Origin of the sequence: Bacillus sp. HY001 (genome assembly GCF_007558965.1) — a bacterium.
Classification (GTDB): domain Bacteria; phylum Bacillota; class Bacilli; order Bacillales; family Bacillaceae_G; genus Bacillus_A; species Bacillus_A mobilis.
In genome coordinates, this window is sequence record NZ_VLTE01000276.1 from 1 (window position 1) to 672 (window position 672).

The following is a 672-nucleotide window of genomic DNA, read 5'->3' on the forward strand; positions in this document are numbered from 1 at the left end:
GCGAGGAAAAATTCTTTCGAAAAGTACAAAAATGGTTCTCACACTTCTTATAAATCCAAAAAAGATGTAATCCAAGGATTTTATGCCAATTATGAAAGACTGATTATAGGAAAGAAAGTAGTTCATATTCAGTCTATTGGTGAAGTAAAAACAAGCCAACAACTACCAAGAAACAAAAAGCCATCCAATCCAAGAGTTACATTTGACGGTCGTCACTGGTGGATTAGTGTAGGATTCCAAGAAGACTTTGAATCACAAGAACTAACGAATGAGTCGATTGGTGTGGATGTTGGTTTAAAAGAGCTTTTTGTAGCTTCTAATGGTATGAAAGAACGAAATATAAACAAAGATGCCAAGGTTAAAAAACTTTTGAGAAGGAAAAAGTCAGCGCAAAGAGATATGTCTAGGAGATTTAAAAAAGGTGTAAAAATTCAATCTGCCGGATATGAAAAAGCTAAAACTGAGCACCTGCGGTTATCTAGGAAAATTACAAATATCCGAAATAACCATATCCATCAAGCAACAGCTAACTTGGTGAAAACCAAACCAATGAGGATTGTTGTGGAAGACTTATCTATCTCAAACCTGTTAAAAAACAAAAAACTATCGAAAGCATTTTCATTTCAAAAATTAAACTTCTTCTTTCAATGTTTATCATACAAGTGCGAGAAG

At 33.8% G+C, this 672-nt stretch carries 1 protein-coding gene; it reads left to right on the forward strand.

All coding sequences use genetic code 11. The features are described 5' to 3' along the window. On the forward strand, positions 1-672 hold a 672-nt coding region (locus FOT98_RS31270; protein ID WP_144291261.1), incomplete at both ends, for an RNA-guided endonuclease InsQ/TnpB family protein.